The following is a 15,490-nucleotide window of genomic DNA, read 5'->3' on the forward strand; positions in this document are numbered from 1 at the left end:
TAATCGTTCAACTATTTTTTAATCGCTTGCTCATGTGCCTCGGAAAATTGCTCAGGAGTGGCAGCATTGCCAAACAGTGCTTGAATTTGATTCAAGTGAACCTCGGCTGCTTCCGCTTCCAGCTGCACGTCTGCATATAGCGTAATGCTGGTTGCATTATTCATTTCATTGAACAATTCGACATACAAATCAGCCAGCTCAACGCTGCTTGTATCGACCTTTGTAGCAGGAATGACGCCTGCATCGGTTACTGCTTTTTCACCCCATTTTTCAACGAAGTAAGCTACAAATTGCTTCGCCTGTTCCTTCACTGGCGAGTTTTCCGCTACGAACAATCCGACGCCAGGGCCGCCGACCCAGCTGTTCGCATCGCCTTTGCCGCCGCTGACGACAGGGAATTTAAAGAAGCCTACCTTATCCTTGAACTCCTGCGGAATTTCCTCATTAGCTGTAAAGTTAGCCAGCTCCCATGTACCCATCAAATACATCGCTGCTGCTTCATTATAGAAATCAGCCTTGCCTTCATCATTGGACAGACCGTTGAAGCCTTTGTTAAATGCGTTCAGATTAACCAGGTTCTGCACCTCGCCAGCTGCTTGCAGCAAGCTGTCCTGCATGTACGTGTCCTTGCCTGCCAATGCGTTGGAGAATACCTCCTGGCCTGCGATGCGATCCGCCAGGTACATATACCAGAGTGAACCAGTCCAGCGATCCTTGTTGCCAAGCGCGATTGGCGTTACGCCGTTATCAACAAGCGTCTGCACAACGTTAAGGAACTCATCATATGTCGTTGGCACTTCAAGATTGTGGTTAGCAAAAATTTCCTTGTTGTAGTAGATCGGCGCAATGTTGAATTCAAGCGGAACACCATACGTGCTGCCGTCTACCTGAAATGCGTCCGTCGTACCTGCTACAAACTGATCGCCCAAGCCGTTGCCAAGCAAATCGTCCAGCGAAGCGAACAAGCCGCCTTCCACATACGGCTGCAGGAAGCCTGCTGCCCACGTTACCCCTACATCAGGCAGTGTATTGGAGGTGGATAAAACTTTCAGCTTGTTTTTATACTGCTCGTTGTCCAGCACCTCCAGCTTGATCGTTACATTCGGATGCTCGTCCTGGTACTGCTTAATGATGTCATTGACCACTTTGTTTTGCGCAGTGGATACGCCTTCAGGCCACAAATGCATAAAATTAATCGTAACCTTTTCATCAGCGCTCGTCGGGTCTGGATTTGCTGAGTTGCTTTCATTCTGATTATTGCCTTCTGCAGAGCCATTGCTGCCTCCGTTCGAGCTGCTGCAGCCTGCCAGCACTACCGTTAGGATCAAAAAGAGCAAAACTATCATTTTTTGTGTCTTCATGTGAATGATCTCCCCTTTTCTTGAAATCGTTTACAGTTTTATTTTATTAGGGATTATTGTATTGGGTAAGGATACAGCCATTAGGAAAAACTCCACTTTTATTAGAGGTAGTTTCAAAAGCTCGACTTTGATGACGATGTAATGCTTCGTAGTGGATTCGACGGCGAATATGTCACGCTACCGAAAAGGTTATGCTTCCGAAGTATGTTTCCTGCGGAAACATTGTAGGTGCTCACGTAGCTTTTTGCCTACGCTGCGCCCCTCGCCTTCTAGGGCGTGTCTGAGAACTCCGAGGACAGCCAATTTTGCCGAATTTTCGTTCCATGCAAGGCGCGATTGTGAAGGCGTACCGGGCGTACGTCAAGCAAACGGAACGAAGCAGGGGGCGAAAAGGCGGTGAAAGAGACCCCTGAGCGGGTTTTCAGACACGTCCTAGTATCGCGCCATCTTCTTGGTCCTGAAAGCCAAGCTTTTTAAACCTCATTGATAAGGGTAGTTTCAAAAGCTCGACTTTGATGACGATGTAATGCTTCGTAGTGGATTCGACGGCGAATATGTCGCGCTACCCGCTACCGTAGCCACACGAGATGGCGGTTGGGTTGAGTGCTCTATTAAATCAGGTTTGCTGCTTGCGATATTGGGCGGGGCTTAGCTGCTCATGCGCACGAAAGACGCGAATAAAATAGCGATCTGTCTGATAACCGACCTGTTCGGCGATTTGCTGGATCGACAAGCCGGTTGTTAGCAGCAGCCGCTTGGCAAGCTGCAGCCGTTGGCGCGTCACATAATCGGAAAAGCTGATGCCCGTCTGCTCCTTAAATAGCTGGCTAAAGTAATTCGCGTTCATATGCAGCATCTCAGCCAGCTGCTTCGCTGAAATGGCTTCACCAAGATGCTCGCGAACATATTGCATGGCCTTGTTAATATCCGCATGTCCTGTTTCCTGCTCCAGCTCCAGCAGCTGTACGTCGGCAACCTTCATTAGCCGATCCTGCTGCAGCTTTTCTTCTCTGCGCTCCAGCGCCCGCTGTACGGCCGCTATAATTGATTTTTTCTCCAGCGGCTTTAGCAAATAATCAATCGCTTCAAATTGAATCGCCTTTTGTGCATAGGCAAATTCGGAATAGCCGGATATAAAAATACAGTGCGGCTTTCGCTTTAAGCTGCTTACTCTTTCTACGAGCTCCAAGCCCGTCAGGCCAGGCATGCGAATATCGGAAATAAGCACATCAATCGCTTGCTTCTGCAGTAGCTCAAGTGCCGCCAGACCGTTGTCGGCAAGGTAAATGTGGTAGCTGCCCGTCAGCCACCCCTCCAGCACGCGCTTGATCCCTTCCCTTGTCCGCGGCTCATCGTCGGCAATTAATAGCTGAATCATACCATTTCCTCCCTTATTTGCGCAGGAATATGAAAGCCAACCTCGGTTTCCTGCTGCGAGCTTTTAATAAACAGCCCTTGATGGCTGCTGCCGTAATATAGCTTCAAGCGCTGATTGGTGTTTTTTAGTCCCATCCCTAGATGCTTGTCCTTGTCCTGCTGATGAGCGACAGGAGCTGCATCCTGCGCCAGCTCATGCGTTAATTTATGGAGCTGCTCGCTTGTAAAGCCTGGTCCGTTATCGATAACTGAAATGACAAGCTGCGGCGCTTCATCAGCCCGTCTTACAAGAATCGTCAGTCGACCAGGGTTCAGGTTGCGCTCAATGCCATGCTCGATCGCATTTTCAATAATCGGCTGGATCATCAGCTTCGGAATCGGCACCTGTTTAAGCGACTCCTGGCAAATGATTTGCCACTCAAAGCGCTCCATCAGCCGCATTTTCATAATGAGCAAATAACGCTCGGCATGCTCCAGCTCATCGCCAACCGTCACCCATTGATCACTGTCCTGCTTCGTGATCACATAGCGGAACACTCCGCTCATCGCCACAATGACCTCGGCAAGCTCGCTTTGCCCTTTCTCCTCCAGCTCCCAGTAGAATGCCTCCAGCGTATTAAACAGAAAATGCGGATTAATTTGTGCCTGCAGCGCTTTAAGCTCGGTCTTGCTTTGCAAAATTTCCTTCTCATATACAACCTGAATGAGTGCTTGCAGCGAATCTACCATTTGGTTATAGGTGTTGTTCAGCTCGGCGATTTCGATCGTCTGACTGCTGGCATCAATATGCTTTAGCCCGCCTAATCGCGCACCTCGCATGGCCCTGATCAGCTTCAAAATCGGGCGGCTAATTCGTTCTGCGATAAAATAGCTTAATATTAAGAAAAGCACGCTGCTGACAAACAAAAAAATGATGATCGTTGAACGAAGCAGCGCCAGCCCTTCTGTTGCTTTGGTGACTGGTGTTAAAATGCTCAGCTCCCAGCCAGCAAGCGGTATGCTGCGTTTCACATTAAAATAGTCCTGATTACGAATGTCGACGACGTCCATAGCCCCTGTAGCTTCAGGCAGCGCTAGCGAATCGCCAGCATTTGTGAAAATGACATGGCCTTGCTGATCCGTCAGCCACATATAGTCGGCTTGCTCCTGCCCCGTATCGGTCAGCAGCGATAAATCGAACAGCGAGAGATCGACATGCACAACTAAATAGCCGACATGCTGAAATGATTGGTTCATGAGTCGAATGTTGCGCATCGTTACGATGCTGTTAGGAAATTTGTCGTTGTAGCTGGTCCATACCAAGCGGCCCGCTGCCTGATCGGTGAGCTCAATCCACTGCTGCACATAGCGCTCATCGAGTCGCTCATTGCTAATTGGCAAATAGCTTTCATGACCGAGGGTGTAAATTTCGATTGCTTTAATGCCCTGCTGGTACGCCTCCAGCTTGCGAACCTCCTGCTGCAGCAGCTGCAGCTGATCAAAGCTCGCCTGCTTGCCGTTGTAGCTGTCCTGCAGCAGCGACTGCACCATCGCATTCGTTGCCACCTGCGAAGAAAAGGTATCGATTTGCTTCATTAGCAGCTCGACATTGGCAATCGACTGCACCGCTGTATTTTCCATATGCTTCTCAGCATTGGTTTGCAGCAAGCGGCTGACCTGCACATTAATATAAATGCCGACCGTTAGTAGAATAAAGAGCATCATGCTTGTATAGACGACAAACATTTGCTTGCGAAACGTATTCAGCTTCATCCAGCTTCGCATTGCCATTCCTCATTTCTGAGCAAAATGAATTGCATTCCAGCTGCTGCGCCTTATTAAAGCGCTTGCAGCGCCTACCATAAAATGTAATCAAAAATCACGCAAAGCACAACCGTAAACTTGTACCATCTAAAGAAATAAAAGAAACTTCTATATAATCTGCAGGATAGGTGGACAAATTAAAAAAGACGGCAGCTCATTCGGAAATACGTGAACGAGTGACGTCTTTTCGCTTTATTATTTATTTTTCAAATATATCCCGGTTATCGTTCCAATAATAATTGATATTAAAACAGTAATAACCAAGCCTTGCATAAGACCAAGCTTTACTGATAGAATCCCGGAAACCACACCAACCAAAGCTACAACAAGAATAAAATAGGTTAGTTTATTTTTCATTTATCTTGTGAGACCACCAGCAATAAATCCACTTACAGCTCCACCGGCAAAACCACCTACGAAACCAACAATCGCTCCACCGACTGCTCCTGGCACCGCGCCTGCACCTAGAAACGAACTTCCGATAAAGGCCCCAGTAACAGCGCCAGATACTGCACCTCCTGCTGCACCAGATACTGCTCCAACTAATGCTCCATAAGCAGCTTTACCCCAATCCCAACCACCAGTAAGAGTATACAACTCCTCAAGGTCAAGCGTTGCAAATTTAGAATTTAGACTCATTTCCATTTTAAATTCTCCTTTGATTTAATATATTTTGAAAGATGTTATGGCTATTATCCTATAACATCTATTCAATATAAAGAAAACTTAGATGTTGTTTGGATTTATTGAAATATACAGATCAAAAAAAGGAGATTCACCATATTGAATTTTATCGTCATTAACATTTACATTGTATACAGACGTAATTTGCTGCAACTCATGCCGTAAAATATATGTAAATAATTCATTATAGGCATCTTCTATCTTATTCGGATCACCAACATACCTCGTATACAGCGCATTCACCAACTGAAATACATCTTTAAACTTATAAGGCGAGTTAAGCTCAATAACTCTATCAATCGCCACAAGAAACTCAATATCTAGCATCTGTTCTCCATTTACAATTTCAACACTGTGCGTAGCTGATATCATTGGTCCGGCTTTTTGGGCCCCACTCTCTTGTAGTTTCCGTACAAAATGCTGAAGCGCATCATTAATTTCAGAAGCAGTTAATTTGCCTCTGAATGATGCAACCTTTTCGTATCTAAGCGTCTTGCCCTGTTCAATCGTTGTTGCTGTATTCATTGATCAGCCTCCTTTTGGCGCTGTACATACAATCATTACACAAAAGATTACATTCTAATCCAAATCATGTAAATATCCCAAACGGGATATTTACATGATTTGGATTACGATATATAATACTTAGTTTACTAGAAGGAGTGTGAGCACGACGCTTATTTCGTTAAAGCTCGATAGTGATATTCCGTTATATGAGCAATTGCGCAATCAGATTGTGCTTGGTATTGCGACTGGCAAGCTGCAGCCGCAAGAAAAGCTGCCTACAGTGCGACAGCTGGCGGAGGAGCTTGGCATTAATACGATGACCGTCAATAAGGCATACGCTTTGTTAAAGCAGGAGCATTATATTGTGATCGATCGTCGGCATGGCGCAAAGGTACACGCACATCCTGGCAAGGCTGCAATCGATGAGGAAGCCGCTGACCAGCTGGAGCAAAAGCTCGAGCTTATGATCGCGGAGGCATCGCTGCAGGGCGTAGCCGCAGATACCTTTTACAATCTGTGCGCGCGCATTTACTCGAGAATGAATATCCAGAAAGCATGAGGTGATGGTATGCTGATCGTATTAACGATTCCTGCGATTATTGTTTTTATTACACTTTTGCTTACATATCGCTCAGTGGCCAAATATAAGAACGGTATGCTGTTTGCAGTAACGCTGCCGCCGCATGTGCTGGAGCACTCGGAGCTGCAAAGCATTCAAGCGACTTATCGTAAGCAATTCAAGGCAACCTGGATCGGCATCCTGATTGCTTATCTTCCTTTGTTCGCGATGAATCAATGGGCCGCGCTACAAATCATCTATTATTTGCTATGGATTACGATTTCAATTGTTGTCGTCGTATTTCCGTTTCGCAAAGCGTTTCGCGCTACGCTGGCACTAAAGCGGCACGAGGAGTGGTTTGTTGGGGAAAAGCGCGTCATACACGCCGATTTGCGAGCAGCTCAATTGAAAAATAAACGCGCGGCATCGCCAGCGCTGTTCGTGCTGCCGCTGGCACTATCGGTGCTGCTGACGATTTGGGCTGGTTCCGCAGATAAGCAGCTGTATGGCATTGGCGTCTGTGCAATGGTGATAACGCTGCTGATGCTTGGCGCGGTTATGCTTATGCTGCGCAGCAAGGCCACCGTATATAGCGAGCATTCCGAGGTCAATATTGCCTTGAATCAACTGAAGCGTCGCTCCCTCTCTTATTTGTTCTTCACTCTGGCTCTTGTTGAAAATGTTCACTTTTACTTAATTGCCCAACAGCTGCTTAACGAAAATGAGCAGATGGCAAACCTTTGGCTGGGGATAACGATTGGCTTCACACTTCTGCCTGCCGCGATGATTATTATTGTGTATCGGCGAGTGAACGCGATGCAGCGTGAAATGCTGGAGCTGGAGGGCAAGCCGATTTACAGCGACGATGATGAATATTGGGCAAATGGGTTTACCTATCACAATCCTTATGACAAAAGCATTATGGTGCCGAAGCGAGTCGGCATTGGCGAAACGATCAATACAGGTACGATAGCCGGCAAGATCATTATGGGTGGAGCTGTAGGCTTGCTTGTCGTTGTTGTGTTCGGAGTGTCGTTCATGCTCATTCGCTCAGAGCTTACAGCTCCAAGCTTGACGATTTCGAGCGATGCTCAAGTCATGATTGACTACCCGATGTACTCCTTCTCATTTGCGATTGAAGAGATTGAAGAAGCGGAGCTGGTCGACAGCGTTCCTTCCGGCGTCAAAACCAACGGGGAGGCCGTCAGCAGCTATGCGCGCGGACATTTCCGCTTGAAGGATATCGGCAAAGCGCGGCTGTATGTGTTTAAGAACAATCCGCCATATATCCGGCTTAAGCTGGCCGATCAAGTTGTGTATTACAACGATGCTGATCCTGAGGCAACTAAAGCGCTGTTTGAGCAGCTGCAGAACGCTATGCGCTGACCTGTCTCGATATGACAAGCCCCCGACTGTCCTGGCTCTTGGACGGCGGGGGCTGCTTGCTGTGTCGCAATTTATTAAATTGACTGGTTCGAGCAGGCTAAGCAGCTTTAAAGTGTTCAGCATATCGCCTATACACGCTTCGCTCCAAATTGATATACTTGAGCTAGCCACTTCTGGCGCTGCTGCTCGCTGGAGCCTCTAACAGGAGATAGCTGGGTAACTTTTTTGGTGGAAATGCCGCAAAATTTTAATATATTGCGAATCATTACTTTCTGTCCCGCCCGCCTGTTCACAAGCAGCTCATACCAGCCTGGTGTATCGGATGTAATGATGAGATGAGCCGATTTGCCGCTCAGCAGCTTATCCCAGTAAGCGGAGTTTTTGCGGTACTTAAATGCAAAGCCCGGCATAAAGGTACGATCAAAAAATCCTTTCAATATAGCCGGCATAGAGCCCCACCAGTTCGGATAAATAAACACGATATGATCAGCCCAGCTAATAAGCTTTTGCGCTTGCTGCAGGTCCTCCTCTAAATCCATAGACTTGCGATACCCGTATTTTAGCACAGGATCAAATTGCAGTTGGCTTAAATCAATCATTTGCACCGCCGCAGCATGATCTGCTGCCCCTTGTATATAGGAAGCGGCCAAGGCAGCGCAAAAGCTTTCCGGGTTCGGGTGTCCGTTTACGACTAAAATATTTGAGCTCATTCCATTATTCCTCCTTGTTAAAAGCTACTACAAGCATACTGGAAAATGGATTGCGGCCCTATGTTCAAACACGCAAAATGATTGACTATTTATGCAAAGGTAGGGATGCACTAGATGACGAATAGCTTATCGATCACATTGGTATATCCTGTTATTAAAACGATTGTGCAGAAAGGATACAACACCGAGCCAATTTTCCAGGCGGCAGGCTTTGATCCGCGGCGTTTGCAGCATGCAGATAATCGAATCGAAACTGAACAATTGAAGCAATTGATCGAGGCGGCAGCACAACATACAGGCGATGATTACTTTGGCTTAAGCCAAGGGATGCTGATGGAATTTGCCGATTTGGGGATTTTGGGCTATGTGATTTCCCATAGCAAAACGGTTGGTGATGCGCTGCAAGCCTATCTTCGCTATTACCAAATTTTGATGGACTGTGTGCATACTATAATCACCATCGAAGAGGAGCAGCTCGTTATTCGTTTTATTGAGGAGGAAGCTCTCCATCTGTCCAGGCATTGTATGGATGAGATGGCAGTAGGCTTGTCTCGTATTATAAAAGCGCTGGCGATGCAGCCGCTGCCGCTAAGACAGGTCAGCTTCACCTATGAGCAGCCAGGCAGCATTGGTCCTTACATCGAAGCGTTCGGTTTGGCCCCGCAATTCGCTCAGCGGTATACGGAGCTGCGCTTCGATAAGGATATCCTTAACTGCGAGGTTATGTATGCCGACCACTATATGCTGCAAGCATTTGAGGAAATGGCACAAGCCGCAATGAAACGGCTCTTGCAAGGCAAGCAGTTTTCAGACCGAGTGATCGAATGGATGCATCAATGCATGCCGAACAGCTTTCCTACCTTGAAACAGACAGCAGAAGCTTTTTATATGAGCGAGCGAAGATTGCAGCAAAAGCTGGCAGAGGAGCAGACCACCTTTATCCAGCTTGCCAATCAAGTGAAAAAGGAGTTGGCGATCAGCCTTTTGAAGCAGGATGAATGCTCGATTAGCCAAATTGCCTATTTGTTGCATTTTGCGGAGCCAAGCTCATTTCAAAATGCGTTCAAGCGTTGGACGGGCAAAACTCCGGGGCAGTATCGCTTGACGCTGCAATCATCTGTTTATGATTTGGCTGAGTAGATTTGGCCAAGTAGAGCAGAGGCTTGCGGCGGACATTTAGCTTTGTTATGGAGCTTCGGTTGAGAGGTTGATCAATAAGTAAGGGCATTAAGTAAGGGCAATAGGTTAGCTCGAAGCTGCTTCCTATTGCCCTTTTGCGTGCATCCAGTTTATTTCTATTGCCGCGCTTATACTTGCTTTTGCAGCATTGCAGCTAAACTAGCTGTTCAATCCGAGCAGATCAAGCAGCCTGATGAGCATAACGACCGCTTCTGCACGAGTTGCGATCTGCAGTGGCTCAAGCTTTTGACTGCTTGATCCTACAATCAGCTTCTCTTCAACTGCTTTGGCAAATGCTGCTGACGCCCATTTTGGAACCTCAGCATGGTCTGTAAAGCTCGATAAAGCCTGGTCTTCCGCATTATGATCATCCCATTCCACAGCTCTGCTAATGAAGGCTACCATTTCCGCTCGTGTAATGGCTTCAGATGGTCGAACTGTTCCGTCTGCATAACCTTGTATAACTTGATGCTCGACAGCAGCCGCTACAGCCTGAGCTGCCCATGGAGCTACAGTATCTGCATCTTGAAAATCAAGCTTGGCTGCAGAATCAGTCCATCCGAGTGCTCGAGCAAGAATCGTTATAAATTGCTCGCGAGTGATCAATTCATCTGGACGGAAGCTTCCATCCGCAAAGCCATCGACAAGCTGGATAGCCGCTGCTCGTTTAATCGCAAGCTGCGCCCAATGGTTTGCAGTATCATTGAATTGAGCTGGCGACTCGGGGGACGGATTCTCTAGTAAAACTTCATCCTTAACTGCAAGCAATGCAAACGTTGCAAACTGATCGACTTCGGCTACGAATGTACCTGCATCCACTTCGCCTGCAATTTCAAGCCATTCAGCCTGAACAGGATCATAATAATGAAGTGCTGCACGATAGCCTTGCTGCAGCATGCTTTCATCGAAAGCAAAGCTTAAACGAGTTGGCTGCTTCAAGCTTCCTTCAAAGCTTTTTAACAGCTCAAATGCAGCGCTTAGTGGTTGTGATTCTGCCGGTAATGCAGCTCGTTGTTGCTCGCTTAGCGCAAGCTTCTCAATTGAAACTGTAAATGGTCCATCATATGCGTTACTGCCAATTTCCACCTTCAGCTCGTTGCCATAGCTTGTCGAGCAGCCGATTTCATTACAATAAAGATATAGCTTATTCGACGGTACAGACGGCTGTGGGCTGATGACCTGTCTTGCAACTTCTACCGAAATGCCAGCTGCAAGCTGCTGCGGATTGTCAATGCCAGCAGGCAATGCCAGATTGCCTTTGAACTGGTATGTGCCTGCTACAGCTCCGTTGTACGTTGGTGTGCCATTGTCCCATGTGACTGCTACTTCTAGTGCTGTATTATCGCTTAGTGTAACTTTTACTTTCTCAGGTAATTCTAATGCAGATAGCTCCGTTCCGTATGTTACGGTTAACTTTTCCAATTCAGCTACCAACTTCACTGTAACTGGCACTACTTGCGCTTCTTCCACTTCCACCTCGATGCCAGCAACCAGCTCTTGCGGATTGCTGATGCCAGCAGGCAGTGCTAGATTGCCTTTGAACTGGTACGTACCCGCTACAGTTCCGTTGTATGCTGGTGTACCGTTGTCCCATGTGACTGCTACTTCCAGCGTTGTATTATCGCTGAGCGTGACTTCTACTTTCTCTGGCAGCTCTAGTGTAGTGCGCTGGGTTCCATTTGGAACGATTAGCTTATCCAGTTGTGCTACTGACTCTACTGTAACAGGAACTATTGGTGCTTCTTCCACTTCAACCTCAATACTTGCAACTAACCCCTGTGGATTGTTTATACCAGCAGGCAGCGCTAGTTCACCTTTGAACTGATAAGTTCCCGCTACAGTTCCATTGTATGCTGGTGTAAAGTTGTCCCAAGAAACTGCTACTTCCAGTGTTGTATTATCGCTTAACGTCACTTTCACCTTTTCTGGCAGTTCTATTGCAGAGAGCTCCGTTCCATTCGGTACGATTAGCTTGTCTAGTTGTGCTACTGATTCTACTGTAACAGCAACTATTGGTGCTTCTTCTACTTCTACCTCGATGCTTGCAACTAGCTCCCCTGGATTCTCTATACCAGCAGGCAGCGATAAATCACCTTTGAACAGATACGTACCCGCTACAGTTCCGTTGTATGCTGGTGTGCCGTTGTCCCATGCCACTGCTACTTCCAGCGTTGTATCATCGCTTAGCGTGACTTTCACCTTTGCAGGCAGTTCCAGTACAGAGAGCTCCGTTCCATTTGGTACAATTAGCTTGTCCATTTGTGCTACCGACTTCACTGTTACTGGTACTACTGGCGCTTCTTCCACTTCTACAACAATGCTAGCTGCTAGCTCTTGTGGGTTGTCTATCCCAACAGGTAATGCTAGATTGCCCTTGAACAGATACGTGCCCGCTACAGTTCCGTTGTATGCTGGTGTGCCGTTGTCCCATGCCACTGCAACTTCCAGCGTTGTATCGTCACTTAACGTCACTTCCACCTTTTCTGGCAGCTCTAATGCAGATTGCTCAGTTCCATTCGGCACGATTAGCTTGTCTAGTTGAGCTACTGATTCTACTGTAACAGGAACTACTGGCGCTTCTTCTACTTCAACTTCAATGCTAGCTGTTAGTTCTTGTGGATTGTCTATACCAGCAGGCAGCGCTAGATTGCCTTTGAACTGATACGTTCCCGCTACAGTTCCATTGTATGCTGGTGTACCGTTGTCCCAAGAAACTGCTACTTCCAGCGTTGTATCGTCACTTAACGTCACTTCCACCTTTTCTGGCAGCGCAAGCGCAGAAAGCTCAGTTCCATTCGGCATGATTAGCTTTTCTAGTTGAGCTACTGACTTCACCGTTACTGGTACTACTGGCGCTTCTTCTACTTCAACTTCAATGCTAGCTGTTAGTTCTTGTGGATTGTCTATACCAGCAGGCAGTGCTAGATTGCCTTTGAACAGATACGTGCCCGCTACAGTTCCGTTGTATGCTGGTGTGCCGTTGTCCCAAGAAACTGCTACTTCCAGCGTTTTATCATCGCTTAACGTCACTTCCACCTTTTCTGGCAGTTCTAGTGCAGAGAGCTCCGTTCCATTCGGCACGATTAGCTTGTCTAGTTGTGCTACTGATTCTACTGTAACAGCAACTATTGGTGCTTCTTTTACTTCTACCTCTATGCTTGCAACTAGCTCCCCTGGATTCTCTATACCAGCAGGCAGCGCTAGATTGCCTCTAAATAGATACGTGCCCGCTACAGTTCCGTTGTATGCTGGTGTGCCATTGTCCCATGCCACCGCAACTTCCAGCGTTGTATTATCGCTTAACGTTAATTCTACCTTTTCTGGTAGCTTCAGTTCAATTAGCTCAGTTTTATACGGTACGATAAGCTTGTCTAGTTGAGCTACTGATTCTACTGTAACAGCAACTACTGGTGCTTCTTCTACTTCTATCTCGATGCTGGCAACTAGCTCCCCTGGATTGTCTATACCAGCAGGCAGCGCTAGATTGCCTTTGAAGTGATACGTTCCCGCTACAGTTCCGTTGTATGCTGGTTTGCCATTGTCCCATGCCACTGCTACTTCCAGCGTTGTATCGTCACTTAACGTCACTTCCACCTTTTCTGGCAGCTCTAATGCAGATTGCTCCGTTCCAGTCGGCACGATAAGCTTGTCTAGTTGAGCTACTGATTCTACTGTAACAGCAACTATTGGTGCTTCTTCTACTTCTACCTCGATGCTTGCAACTAGCTCCCCTGGATTCTCTATACCAGCAGGCAGTGCTAGATTGCCTTTGAACTGATACGTACCCGCTACAGTTCCGTTGTATGCTGGTGTGCCGCTGTCCCATGCCACCGCAACTTCCAGCGTTGTATTGTCGCTTAGCGTTACTTCTACTTTCTCTGGTAACTCTAATGTAGAAAGCTCCGTTCCATTCGGTACGATAAGCTTGTCTAGTTGTGCTACTGATTCTACTGTAACAGCAACTATTGGTGCTTCTTCTACTTCAACCTCAATACTTGCAACTAGCTCCCCTGGATTGTCTATACCAGCAGGCAGCGCTAGATTGCCGCTAAACAGATACGTTCCCGCTACAGTTCCGTTGTATGCTGGTGTACCGTTGTCCCAAGAAACTGCTACTTCCAGCGTTGTATCATCGCTTAACGTCACTTCCACCTTTTCTGGCAGTTCCAGTGCAGATAGCTCCGTTCCATTTGGCACGATAAGCTTGTCCATTTGTGCTACCGACTTCACTGTTACTGGTACTACTGGCGCTTCTTCCACTTCTACAACAATGCTAGCTGCCAGCTCTTGTGGGTTGTCTATCCCAACAGGCAGCGCTAGATCACCTTTAAACAGGTACGTACCAGCTACAGTTCCGTTGTATGCTGGTGTGCCGTTGTCCCATGCCACCGCAACGTCCAGCGTTGTATCGTCGCTTAACGTTACTTCCACCTTTTCTGGCAGCTCTAATGCAGATAGCTCCGTTCCATTCGGTACGATCAGCTTGTCTAGCTCAGAGACACTTGCTGCAATTGCATTTTGCGTAAACTTAAGCTCTATTGGAGCTCCTGCTTCATAACCAGCCGACCAATCCTGCTTGTATCTGACTAGAACGTTTAGATCACCAGGGAATATGGGTGGAGCAGACGAAAGATACGGCGTATAAACGGTGCCATTATCAAGCGAATATTCCATCGCTTCCGTTAAACCAATAATGGTATTGCTTGCATCATCGATGCTCAATTCAGCGGGCGCACCAACCTTTACATGCAGAAAAGGACCTGATGCAGCATTGCCCGCCGTTAAATAGCTGCCATCCTCAAGCTGTTCTACGAATCGCAAGTTATAAGTGCCAGCAAACCACTTTTCCCATTGTCTGTTCCCATTAGCATCAATTTTCAGCAGCATTCCGTTCAAGCTATTATTGCCCCCAGCAATGATGTAACCACCATCTAAAGTAGAAGCTATATGATAAGCCAGGGAATTGCTGTTTGTTTGAGAAGGATAGGTGCGCATCCACTCTTGTTCATGATTGGCATTCACCTTAATCAAAAGCGCACGCTGACCAGAGCTTAAATCACTTCCGGTTAGAAAATAACTGCCGTCCTCCAATATGTACGCACTTTGCAAGGTCGTAGACCCGGTGCCCACGCTTATAAAATCTCTAACAATATTGCCTGCTTGATCGATCATAACGGTATAGCCGTTAGTGTTCAGGCTGCCGCTATCGCCAATAATTAAATAATTATTCCCTATTTTTTGTACATCTCTTACATACTGCTCGCCAGCTCTTGAAATGCGTTTGTCTGTAATTTTGTTGCCGTTATGATCTGTCCACAGCAGCTGAATATCGCGCTCCGCCCCTGAACCAACGTAGCCGATTACGAAAAAGCCGTTAGTATCCTCAAATATCGCCGCAACACTTCCTTGAGAATAGTCGCCGGTTTCCTTTACAAACATATAGGAGCCTCCGGCATCAAGCTTGCCGTATATCCATTGGTCGCGCACAAAATCCCGCCCTGCAAACAAATAACCGTCGTCCCTTGCTTGCATGACATAATTAAGCGAAGTAAAACGATCCGGCTCTTCCTCGAAAATGAGCGTTGACCATTCGATAGCTCTTGCTTTATTCATCTTACTAATATAGTTTTCTCCCACGACAATATATTTGCCGTCTGAGGTAGGCTTAACGGCGCTAATACCAAAGTTTTGCGATACTGTCGTATGCACCAGCCTGCTGCCCTGCTCATCCAATAATTCTGCAGCTTGAACAGATGGCGCCAATACGGGGAGCGCTAGCAGAAAGACAAGCCATAACATTACTGTCTGTTTACATGTTTGCCATTGCAAGATTCTCATCCTCCATAGTTTTTATTTATCATTTAGATGCGACGCCTATAACCTTGCTGTATCAATGCTTGCTGCCTATCTACTACAATAAATTT

General features: G+C 46.9%; 11 protein-coding genes. 3 read left to right on the forward strand and 8 right to left on the reverse strand.

The window, feature by feature from the left end:
- Positions 1 to 11: 11 nt before the first annotated feature.
- The 6 genes from KJS52_RS16235 to KJS52_RS16260 all read right to left on the reverse strand — a co-directional run bounded on the left by KJS52_RS16235 (position 12) and on the right by KJS52_RS16260 (position 5,750).
- On the reverse strand, positions 12 to 1,361 hold the full coding sequence (locus KJS52_RS16235; protein WP_213517170.1) for an extracellular solute-binding protein: 1,350 nt from the start codon (positions 1,359 to 1,361) through the stop codon (positions 12 to 14).
- 616 nt (positions 1,362 to 1,977) lie between these two features.
- Complete coding sequence (locus tag KJS52_RS16240) at positions 1,978 to 2,739, reverse strand: response regulator (RefSeq protein WP_213517171.1); 762 nt, start codon at positions 2,737 to 2,739, stop codon at positions 1,978 to 1,980.
- A complete protein-coding gene (locus tag KJS52_RS16245; protein ID WP_213517173.1) occupies positions 2,736 to 4,502 on the reverse strand; it encodes a sensor histidine kinase in 1,767 nt (588 codons plus the stop codon). The genes KJS52_RS16240 and KJS52_RS16245 overlap by 4 nt, the downstream gene beginning before the upstream one ends.
- Positions 4,503 to 4,736: 234 nt before the next feature.
- Positions 4,737 to 4,898, reverse strand: coding sequence for a hypothetical protein (locus KJS52_RS16250; protein ID WP_213517175.1), 162 nt, complete (start codon positions 4,896 to 4,898; stop codon positions 4,737 to 4,739).
- Positions 4,899 to 5,186, reverse strand: a complete 288-nt coding sequence (locus tag KJS52_RS16255; RefSeq protein WP_213517177.1) for a hypothetical protein — start codon at positions 5,184 to 5,186, stop codon at positions 4,899 to 4,901.
- Between the two features lie 81 nt (positions 5,187 to 5,267).
- Positions 5,268 to 5,750, reverse strand: a complete 483-nt coding sequence (locus KJS52_RS16260; protein WP_213517179.1) for a GyrI-like domain-containing protein — start codon at positions 5,748 to 5,750, stop codon at positions 5,268 to 5,270.
- Between the two features lie 139 nt (positions 5,751 to 5,889).
- Here KJS52_RS16260 and KJS52_RS16265 point away from each other — a divergent pair, with 139 nt between their 5' ends.
- Together KJS52_RS16265 and KJS52_RS16270 are read left to right on the forward strand one after the other, a co-directional pair.
- Positions 5,890 to 6,291: a GntR family transcriptional regulator gene (locus KJS52_RS16265; protein WP_213517180.1), complete on the forward strand. Its 402-nt coding sequence runs from the start codon at positions 5,890 to 5,892 to the stop codon at positions 6,289 to 6,291.
- 9 nt (positions 6,292 to 6,300) lie between these two features.
- Entirely contained in the window at positions 6,301 to 7,677 is a 1,377-nt protein-coding gene (locus KJS52_RS16270; RefSeq protein WP_213517182.1) for a DUF5808 domain-containing protein, read from the forward strand.
- A gap of 128 nt (positions 7,678 to 7,805) precedes the next feature.
- Here the strand turns inward: KJS52_RS16270 and KJS52_RS16275 are convergent, their stop codons facing one another.
- Complete coding sequence (locus KJS52_RS16275; protein WP_213517184.1) at positions 7,806 to 8,387, reverse strand: NAD(P)H-dependent oxidoreductase; 582 nt, start codon at positions 8,385 to 8,387, stop codon at positions 7,806 to 7,808.
- Between the two features lie 114 nt (positions 8,388 to 8,501).
- Between KJS52_RS16275 and KJS52_RS16280 the strand changes: the two genes are divergently transcribed.
- Positions 8,502 to 9,527: an AraC family transcriptional regulator gene (locus KJS52_RS16280; RefSeq protein ID WP_213517186.1), complete on the forward strand. Its 1,026-nt coding sequence runs from the start codon at positions 8,502 to 8,504 to the stop codon at positions 9,525 to 9,527.
- Between the two features lie 198 nt (positions 9,528 to 9,725).
- Here KJS52_RS16280 and KJS52_RS16285 read toward each other — a convergent pair whose 3' ends face one another.
- Entirely contained in the window at positions 9,726 to 15,365 is a 5,640-nt protein-coding gene (locus tag KJS52_RS16285; RefSeq protein ID WP_213517188.1) for a DUF4073 domain-containing protein, read from the reverse strand.
- Between the last annotated feature and the right edge of the window lie 125 nt (positions 15,366 to 15,490).

It is taken from the genome of Paenibacillus montaniterrae (assembly GCF_018403185.1).
Classification (GTDB): domain Bacteria; phylum Bacillota; class Bacilli; order Paenibacillales; family Paenibacillaceae; genus Pristimantibacillus; species Pristimantibacillus montaniterrae.

What these genes read in the sequence shown, in the direction of transcription:
- KJS52_RS16275 (WP_213517184.1), bottom strand. Translation starts at nt 8,387, where the DNA reads ATGAGCTCAAATATTTTAGTCGTAAACGGACACCCGAACCCGGAAAGC.
- KJS52_RS16245 (WP_213517173.1), bottom strand. Translation starts at nt 4,502, where the DNA reads ATGCGAAGCTGGATGAAGCTGAATACGTTTCGCAAGCAAATGTTTGTC.
- KJS52_RS16235 (WP_213517170.1), bottom strand. Translation starts at nt 1,361, where the DNA reads ATGAAGACACAAAAAATGATAGTTTTGCTCTTTTTGATCCTAACGGTA.
- KJS52_RS16255 (WP_213517177.1), bottom strand. Translation starts at nt 5,186, where the DNA reads ATGGAAATGAGTCTAAATTCTAAATTTGCAACGCTTGACCTTGAGGAG.
- KJS52_RS16270 (WP_213517182.1), top strand. Translation starts at nt 6,301, where the DNA reads ATGCTGATCGTATTAACGATTCCTGCGATTATTGTTTTTATTACACTT.
- KJS52_RS16260 (WP_213517179.1), bottom strand. Translation starts at nt 5,750, where the DNA reads ATGAATACAGCAACAACGATTGAACAGGGCAAGACGCTTAGATACGAA.
- KJS52_RS16280 (WP_213517186.1), top strand. Translation starts at nt 8,502, where the DNA reads ATGACGAATAGCTTATCGATCACATTGGTATATCCTGTTATTAAAACG.
- KJS52_RS16285 (WP_213517188.1), bottom strand. Translation starts at nt 15,365, where the DNA reads ATGTTATGGCTTGTCTTTCTGCTAGCGCTCCCCGTATTGGCGCCATCT.
- KJS52_RS16250 (WP_213517175.1), bottom strand. Translation starts at nt 4,898, where the DNA reads ATGAAAAATAAACTAACCTATTTTATTCTTGTTGTAGCTTTGGTTGGT.
- KJS52_RS16240 (WP_213517171.1), bottom strand. Translation starts at nt 2,739, where the DNA reads ATGATTCAGCTATTAATTGCCGACGATGAGCCGCGGACAAGGGAAGGG.